At 61.9% G+C, this 8527-nt stretch carries 6 protein-coding genes and 2 pseudogenes; 1 reads left to right on the top strand and 7 read right to left on the bottom strand.

Annotation, left to right across the window (positions count from 1 at the left end; genetic code table 11):
- Window positions 1–210 precede the first annotated feature (210 nt).
- A complete protein-coding gene (locus NKJ17_RS32950; protein WP_352691866.1) occupies window positions 211–1644 on the top strand; it encodes an aminotransferase-like domain-containing protein in 1434 nt (477 codons plus the stop codon).
- Window positions 1645–1980: 336 nt separating this feature from the next.
- Here the strand turns inward: NKJ17_RS32950 and NKJ17_RS32945 are convergent, their stop codons facing one another.
- The 7 genes and pseudogenes from NKJ17_RS32945 to NKJ17_RS32910 all read right to left on the bottom strand — a co-directional run.
- Window positions 1981–2226, bottom strand: coding sequence for a MoaD/ThiS family protein (locus tag NKJ17_RS32945; RefSeq protein ID WP_352691864.1), 246 nt, complete (start codon window positions 2224–2226; stop codon window positions 1981–1983).
- The gene (locus NKJ17_RS32940; RefSeq protein WP_352691863.1) at window positions 2226–4490 is read right to left on the bottom strand and encodes a xanthine dehydrogenase family protein molybdopterin-binding subunit; all 2265 of its coding nucleotides are present in this window, start codon (window positions 4488–4490) and stop codon (window positions 2226–2228) included. The genes NKJ17_RS32945 and NKJ17_RS32940 overlap by 1 nt, the downstream gene beginning before the upstream one ends.
- A gap of 1 nt (window position 4491) precedes the next feature.
- On the bottom strand, window positions 4492–4968 hold the full coding sequence (locus NKJ17_RS32935) for a (2Fe-2S)-binding protein (protein ID WP_352691861.1): 477 nt from the start codon (window positions 4966–4968) through the stop codon (window positions 4492–4494).
- The gene (locus tag NKJ17_RS32930) at window positions 4968–5828 is read right to left on the bottom strand and encodes an FAD binding domain-containing protein (protein ID WP_352691860.1); all 861 of its coding nucleotides are present in this window, start codon (window positions 5826–5828) and stop codon (window positions 4968–4970) included. Before NKJ17_RS32930 ends, NKJ17_RS32935 begins: the two co-directional genes overlap by 1 nt.
- A 1319-nt stretch (window positions 5829–7147) precedes the next feature.
- Window positions 7148–7300, bottom strand: a complete 153-nt coding sequence (locus tag NKJ17_RS34195) for a hypothetical protein (RefSeq protein WP_502906595.1) — start codon at window positions 7298–7300, stop codon at window positions 7148–7150.
- 122 nt (window positions 7301–7422) lie between these two features.
- Window positions 7423–7764, bottom strand: a pseudogene (locus tag NKJ17_RS32915) (DUF1403 family protein); the annotation flags it as partial.
- Window positions 7765–7808: 44 nt separating this feature from the next.
- A pseudogene (locus NKJ17_RS32910) lies at window positions 7809–8120 on the bottom strand (DUF1403 family protein); the annotation flags it as partial.
- Window positions 8121–8527 lie beyond the last annotated feature (407 nt).

Below are 8527 nucleotides of genomic sequence, written 5' to 3'. Positions count from 1 at the left end.
AGCGCATCCTCGCGACAAACTGTGCTCCGCGGAATTGGTGGCTTTTGTGCATTTTAACGGTCAGAAAGGATAAATATGGATGGGTTCACGTGTTGCAGGAGGCTTAGGTTATGCAACGATCTGGCCGCCAAGACCCATTATTTGTCTAAAGGTGAACGGCTTTCTTGTGCAGACAAAGCAGATACCAGTTGCGATCGGAACTCAAATCCTATGACCGATGGTCCCCAGACGTCGGCGATGCGCCGCTACGAATTTGTCGTTGACCTCATCAAGCGCCGCATTCGCACCGGGACGCTGAGGGTCGGTGATCGCCTGCCGTCTGTGCGGCAGTTAAGCGAGGATACGGGGTACAGCCCGATGACAGTTCATCATGCATACGAGCTCTTGGAGGCTGAGGCTGTTTGCGAGGCTCGGCCCCGGTCGGGCTTCTATGTCATGGGTTTGCCGGCGCCAGCGACAGGCTCAGGGAGTCACGATGGCGATGGAGAGACTGTTAAAAATCTGCCTGAGGCTTTGCTGCACATTTGCTATTCAAATGAACTTGGCCCATTCGGCAGCTTCTACCCAAGTCCGGACTTATTCGACCGGAGCGAGATAGACCGCCTGTTGCGCCAGCTCTTGCGGCAAGGCGAGACCAGGCTTATTGGGTGCGATTCACCACAAGGCGACATGCAGTTGCGACATGAAATTTCGCGCCGCGTCTCAAAGCGAGGATGCGTCGTCGCACAAGGGGAAATAATCGTCGGCAACACCGGCATGTCGTGCTTCGACATGTGCCTCAATGCATTTACCAAGCCAGGAGACGTAATCCTTGTCGAAAGTCCTTCTTATTTTCCAATGCTGGCTGGATTGAACCGCAAGAGCCTCTCAGTGGTGGAAATTTATTCCCACCCGCGCTCTGGCATCAATCCCGAACAATTCCTGCATCTTGTCCGCTCGAATTCCGTTCGCGTGGCATTGCTTATGGGCTCCCATCACTATCCCACAGGCGTGACTTATTCCGAGCAAACTATGCGCCGTGTTGTGGAAATTGCTCGCCAACACCAAGTGCTTATCCTCGAAAATGACATGTTCAGCGACCTGAATTACCGTGGCAACAGACAGCCTTCGTTCAAACAACACGATCCGTCCGATATCGTGGTGCAATTCGGGAGTTTTATGGCCTCGCTCCCGCCAGCGTATGGATTGGGTTGGATCATTGCCGGCACCCACACACGGCGTTTGATGACCCACCAGTATACACACGGACTGAACAGCGGTGACGGTATTGTCCAGCGCGCGATCGCCACGTTTCTGGCGATCCGTAGTCAGGACCGACATTTGAGGCGATTGCGCGGCACACTTGCCGCGAGGATGCAAAGGGGCCTCGAGCTAATCGCAGAACATTTTCCCAGTGAGTGTGTTGTATCGTCTCCCGCCGGCGGGTTTATGTGCTGGGTGCGAGGGCCACTCGCCTTCGATGCCACTGGCGCTTTGCTTCAGGCGATAGAATCTGACTTCAGTTTTCTCCCTGGTCCTATTTTCTCGATCGAGGCCTCCTTCCGAAACTTCGTTGCACTTAACTTCTCGTTTCCATGGACAGCTCAAAACGAAACTTATCTGGCGAAACTGGGTGAGATGATGCACAGGTCGGTCGGGCGGTGATGACCATTCAGATTGAAGGGGTTGAGGCTGCCGCAGTCAAGCGGAAGGATCAGCCAGCCCAACCTCAAGGAGCACTTGAACGAAACCTTCGTGCCGCAACGCCTGCCTGCGTACGGCTGACTTGCGCGAAATTTCGATTCAGAAAAGTATCAAGACAAGGGGCGGGCCAGCACCTATCGACGAGGGGCTATTGGGTGGTGAGCAGCGGGAACGTGACTGATGAGATGTGGGCCGAATACAATGGCCGCGTGGCAAGCCGTGAGTGCACGGCCTGAAAAGCGCGGTGTCGGCCTCACGCGGCCGCATTTTCAAACAACGTGACAACGCCGTTGCAACTCATCCTCCCGCCAGCCTCGGCAGCAGGAAGATTTCCGCCCCTTTCGGCAGTTCCTTCGACCACGTATCCCTGTAGATCGTCCCGTCGATCGCCACCGCAATCCCGCGATCGATCAAGGGCTCGAGGCCGGGATACTGTTCAGCCAGCTTCCTCAACAGCTCCCTTATGTCCTTGGCCTCGATCTCGACCTTGTTCTTGCCTCCGGCGGCCGCACCAAGCGATCCCCAGAGCGTCACTTCGACCATCAGCCTCCCCGTTCCGCCTCGATCGCCGCCAGGATGCGCGGCGGTGACATCGGGATGTGCGTCATGCGCACGCCGGCTGCGTTCGACACCGCATTGGCGATCGCCGCCAGCGGCGGCACGATCGAGGTTTCGCCGACGCCGCGCACCCCGTAAGGATGGTTGGGGTTGGGGATTTCGAGGATCTGCGTGTCGATCATCGGCAGGTCCGAGCAGACCGGGATGCGGTAGTCGAGGAAGCCGGCGTTCTGCAGCCGGCCGTCCTTGCCGTAGATGTATTCCTCGTTGAGCGCCCAGCCGATGCCTTGCGCTGCACCGCCCTGGTACTGGCCCTCGACATAGGTCGGGTGCACCGCCTTGCCAGCATCCTGAATCACCGTGTAGCGGATGACCCTGGTCGAGCCGGTCTCGGGATCGACCTCGATGTCACATATGTGGGTGGCGAAGGAGACGCCGGCGCCGTCGGCGACGAGTTCGCTGTGGCCGGCAATCGGCCCACCGGTCTTGCCGGACTCCACCGCGATCTCCTTCAGCGACAGCTTTCCGAGATTGCCGTGCTTCTCGCCCTTGGCAACCGCGTGGCCTTTTTCCCAGACCACGTCGTCGACGGAAATGTCCCACATCTGCGCGGAGCGGTCCCGCAGGATCTTGATGGCGTTGCGGGCGGCCGAGATCGTCGCCATGGAAGACGAGAAGGTGCCGCGGCTGCCATCCGTCATGTCGTTGTAGCCGAGGCTGGACGTATCGGCGACGATCGCCTTGACCTGCTCATAGGCAATGCCGAGCTCCTCCGCCGCCACCAGTGACAGCGAGGCGCGCGAACCGCCGACGTCGACGGTGCCGACGGCCAGCGAGACCGAGCCATCCATGCCAATGTTGAGGTCGGTGCAGGTCTGGCCGCCGAAGTTGAACCAGAAGCCGCAAGCCATGCCACGGCCCTGGTTTTTGCCGAGCGGAGCCTTCATGTGCGGATGGTTCTTCGCCGCCTCGAGCGTCGGCCCGATGCCGATCGGGCCGTAGACCGGGCCATAGGACGATCTGGTGCCTTCCTGGGCGGCGTTCCTGATCCGGAACTCGACCGGATCCATGCCGATCCCCTTGGCCAGCTCGTCGACAGCACTTTCCACGGCAAACGCCGCCATCGGCGCCGAAGGCGCGCGGTAGGCCGCCGTCTTCGGTCGGTTGACCAGCACTTCGTAGCCGACCGTCTTGACGTTGTCGAGCTTGTAGCAGGCGAACGCCGTCATGGCGCCAATCTCGGCCCACATGCCGGCATAGGGGCCGCAGGAATAGCGCAGCGTCGCTTCGGCGGCGGTGATGGTGCCGTCCTTGCGGGCGCCGATCTTCACGTCGATCGAGGTGGCGCTCGTCGGGCCCGAGGCGCGGAACACTTCGTCGCGGGTCATGACGAGCTTCACCGGCCGTCCGGCCTTGCGCGACAGCGCCAGCGCCACCGGCTCGGCCCAGACATGGGTCTTGCCGCCGAAACCGCCACCGATCTCCGACGAGGTGACGCGCAGCTTCGAGGCTTCTATGCCAAGCAGTTGGGCGCAGTGCTGGCGGTAGACGAAATGCCCTTGCGTGCAGACCCAGAGGTCGGCGGTGCCGTCGGAGCTGAAATTCGCCACGCAGGCATGCGGCTCGATATAGCCCTGGTGCGTCTGCTCGGTCTTGAAGGAGCGCTCGACGATGACATCGGCGTGCCCGAAACCCTGATGGACATCGCCATGGCCGAACTGGCTGCGCTTGGTGACGTTGGAGGGTTTTACCGGCTTTTCCTCAAGGCCCTCGGTGAAGATGGCATCATTGATCAGCGGCGCCGTGTGCTTGGCCGCCTCGTCGACGTCGGTGACATGCGCCAGCACCTCGTATTCGACCTCGATGAGCTTCAGCGCCTGCCTGGCGGTGCGGGCGTCGATCGCGGCGACCGCGGCCACCGCGTGGCCGTCATAGAGCGCCTTCGTGCGCGCCATGCAATTGTCGAGGATGTCGTACATGGCGGCATCGCCATCGGTGAGGTCCGGCAGGTCGGCAGCGGTGATCACCGCCTTGACGCCGGCGAGCTTTTCCGCCTTCGAAATGTCGATCTTGACGATCCTGGCGTGGGCGAGCGGGCTTCTGAGAACACGCCCGACCAACTGGCCGGCCATGTTGAAGTCAGCGCCGTAGCGGGCGCGGCCCGTCACCTTGTCGATGCCGTCGGGACGGATCGGACGTGTGCCGACGGAGGTGAATTTACGTCCGGAAAAACGTGGATCGAAATTCATCTCAGGCTCCCTTCATCACGATGGCCGCGTCCTGGACGGCGCGCACGATCTTGTCGTAGCCGGTGCAGCGGCAGAGGTTTCCGGCAAGGCCGAAGCGGATTTCCTCCTCGGTCGGGTCGGGGTTCTTGGCCAAAAGGTCCTTGGCCGCGATCAGGAAGCCCGGCGTGCAGATGCCGCATTGCAGTGCTGCGTGCTCGAGGAACTTCTGCTGCAGCGGATCCAGCGTGTCGCCATGCGCCATGCCCTCGATGGTCTCGACGCGCCGTCCTTCGGTCTCCGCGCCGAGCACCAGGCACGAGCACACCAGCCGGTCGTCGAGGATGATGCTGCAGGCGCCGCAGTCGCCGGTGCCGCAGCCTTCCTTGGCGCCCGTCAGTCCCAGCCGATCGCGCAGGACGTCCAGCAGCGTCTCGTCGGGCTGGCAAAGGTACTCGACGTGGTCGCCGTTGATTGTGGTCGAAACTGCTACACCAGCCATCATTTGCCTCCTGCACTTGCATAGGCGGTCATGGCGGCCCGCTTGGCCAGCACGCCCGCAACCTTTCTTCTGAATTCGACGGTGCCGCGCTTGTCGTCGATGGGACGACAGGCCCCCGCGCAGACCTTGGCCAGCCGCTCCAGCGTCGCTTCGTCCAGCTTGGAGCCGATGAGAACCTCTGCGGCCTCTTCGACCAGAAGCACCGTCGCCGCCACGGCGCCCAGTGCCACGCGGGCCGATTTCACGACACCGTGTTCGTCGAGCGTCAGGTTCACGCCGGCGCTGACCACCGCGATATCCATCTCGGTGCGTGGAATGAAACGCAGATAGGCATCGCCCGAACGCGGCGCGCGCTTGTCGAGCAGGATCGCCTCGATGATCTCGCCTTTGGCCAGCGACGTCTTGCCCGGCCCGGTCGGCACGCTCTGCACGGCAATCGTGCGCCTGCCCGCCGGCCCGACAACCGATGCCCTGGCGCCGGCGGCCACCAGCGCCGGCACGCTGTCGGCAGCCGGCGAGGCGTTGCAGAGGTTGCCGGTAATTGTGCAGCGTCCCTGTACCTGTTTCGAGCCGATCAGCTTGGCCGCCTCGACGACGCCGGGCCAGGCCTTCTTCAGGGCAGCGCTCTCTCCCAGGACGGCGCAGGGGACCGCGGCACCGATGCTGAAGCCTTCAGCCGTTTCCCGGATCTCGCTCAAGCCGTCGATCGCCTTGATGTCGACGATCAGGTCGGGTTCGACAAAACCGCCCTTCATCCTGACCAGAAGGTCGCTGCCTCCCGCGAGGATGGCGGCCGTGCCAACCGACCCGGCCAGCAGACCAACGGCATCTTCGATTGAAAGCGGACGTATGTAGCGCATCGTCTCCCCTTGCTCTTTACCGATCTCAGCGACCGTTGTGAATCTCGACACCGCTATAGCCATAAAAAGCTATCAGCCGTCATTCGGCGGCTTTTGCCGCCGCTTTGAGCCCACGCTCGATATAGGGAGACTCTCGACATCCTGTAATCGGCCTTGGCGATGGTGCGGTCGACGAGGGAGAGCAGCACGGTAAGGCTCTCATAGCCGCCACGAATAGCCGATTTCGAAGACCTCTACGTGCCCAAGAAGGCGCGCTGCCTGACCGCCGCCGTTGAGCACGATCAAGGATCTTAATCCTGCCGAAATACTTGGTAGCGTCTTTCACTTCGATTTGGGAAGACCTAGACATGAGGGGCTGCAGACTGTGACCGAAACGGCGACATTGGTTAGCGAGAAACGCGTCATCGAAATCTATCGCCACAGCGCGGCCGCCCTGCAAAATAAAATCGGGGTCAGATCCGTAGGTAAACAAGCTGAAGCCCATTCGTTGGAGTCGCAGCAAATAGTCTATGGATTCCATAATGTGGGGATGATAGCAGGGTTCTCGGCTTTTGACATATACAGTTTGTCCAGAAGTTGGCTATCACACCAATCATAGCGGCTGTCAGAAAGAGTATTCGGTGGCAGCTCAATTGAGGATGAATGTCTGGGTGGAATTGATGTAAGAGCCATGCTTCACCAATTGGCGGAGCACGCGAGGAACCGCTACCGGGTCTCAGGCTGAAGCGCCTCTTCGCATTGGTGAGCACCTGCATACCTATCTGATCCAGGAACAAGAGTTCGATGGTCAACTACTGCCGCCGGAACTGGTCGGGTCGACCGATCTGGAGTTCTCCAGCCAATCCGCTGCCAACAGCCTTGTCAACGCGCGCATGAACAAGAACCTCGGCAATTTGTCGCGCGCAAGCAGCTTCTCTTTCGACAGCAGACCTGCGCCCTCAGCGCCTGGAAATCCGGCAGTCCACGCAAAGTGTCGGGGCCGAACTCGGGCAGCAATGCCCTCGTCGTGACATAGGTGTAGGGCGCACCCGGCTTCGGCTGCGCGGACCGGAGGCGATGAAGAAGCCGCAGCCGCGCAGATGGTCGATCAGTCGCGAGAAATCTCCAAAAAAGCTCGACAACTCCGCACGGGTGATCGGCTGGATATAGCCGATGCAACATTAGCACCAGCGCATCCAACTGCGAAAGGTCCTTTTGCCCCTGCTCGTCGTGCCCAACGCCGCGCGAAATGGCATCGCCGTAGGCCGGCCGTGTCAGATGCCGAAAACCCCCGCGACCGCGACCTGGTCGTGGGGCGGCCACGCAGTTCCTCGCGGATGTCATTGATGATCAGATCGAGATTGCAGCTCTTGCCGACCATGCGCGCGCGAGACGGGTTCGCTGGCCGCAAAAATGGTCGGCTCGACGCGATGCATCCATTCGCGCCAGCGAACCTCCGCCGGCAGGTGGTCGAGCTCGGGGTGGACCAGCATTCGCTGGACATCTCTTTTTTCTCGTGTGCGCCGTCGGTTCCACCATCGATCATAGCCCGTAGATACGTCGGAAGGCCGGACAACTCGCGCACGTTCCCGAGCTCAAGCAGCCGGTCGAACGCGGCGCAACCGCGATCGCTCATGCCGGCAATCTCTTGTGAGGCGATGACGTGTCGTCGGAAAGCAAATTTCTCGACGACGGCATCCGAGCCTTTGGCCCGCAGCTTCGGCCCGGCAGCCAGCAGTTGATCGGCGCGGCGGGCGAGCTCGGCCGCAAGGTCCACCGCCTGCAGCGCCGCCCGCGCATAGGCGGCAAAATCCGTTCGCGGGATGCCAGCAGCACCTGCCGTTGGTCCCGCTGGCGACGATCGATCGCTGGCTGCTGCTGGTGGAGGATAGGCGCCGAAGAAAGGGACCGCGCGCGGCCACCCGAGCCGGCCGGCGCCAGTGCGTCGGCCAGCCATGGCCCAAGGTCACGCGCGGCCCGCTGACTATGGCGTTCAAGCATGGCGATGACCTCGGCGGCCACACCGACCGCATTCCCGTGTGCGCCAGCAAGACCCTTGATCCCGTCGCTGAGCCGCCCTGCCGCCTCCTCATCGATGAATCCCCAAAGAACCGCGCCCGCGTCCCGCAGCGCCGCTCCGCCGACCAAAGTCGCGACCGGACGCGAAGCCAGCTTGCGCCAGACCAGCAGCATACGGCCGGCCGGCCCGAAATCGTCGCCGGGACGGGTGAGCAGCGGCGCGTTGCGCAGCGCCGCTGCGTCTTCGACCCGGCCGGCGCGTTTCGCCGTCGCCGCCGCCGCCGAAAGCGCCAGCCGTTGCCGCTAGGCGCGCCGGCCCACCGCTCCTGCCGGCGCACCACCGCATCGAGCGCGCAGATGGCGGCGCCGGCGGTGAGCGCGACGTCCTCAAGGGCATTTAGCCCTACGCCTCTTCCCGTGGCCTTGCGCATCGGCGATGGCGCGGCGCAGCCAGGCCGGCACCGTTGCCATCGGCGCCGTCGAAGGGTGGCCGACAAGCGTGGCGTGGTGGCGCGGAGAGGGTTTGGGACGCAGAATCATCGAAAGTACGATGAATCATGGCGGCGCTTTTGGCAACGTAAATGGGCAAAAAGCGCTGCGCCCGTCGCGCGACTACAACGAATGATAATGTTGCATTATCGTTCGTTTTTGTCCTTACGTTAGAAATGGCCGTTGTCGCCCGCGTTTCAACGGTCGCAGGA

The sequence above is a fragment of the Mesorhizobium sp. M0208 genome (assembly GCF_040322015.1).
Lineage (GTDB): Bacteria > Pseudomonadota > Alphaproteobacteria > Rhizobiales > Rhizobiaceae > Mesorhizobium.
This window is presented reverse-complemented; position numbering and strand designations above follow the sequence as displayed.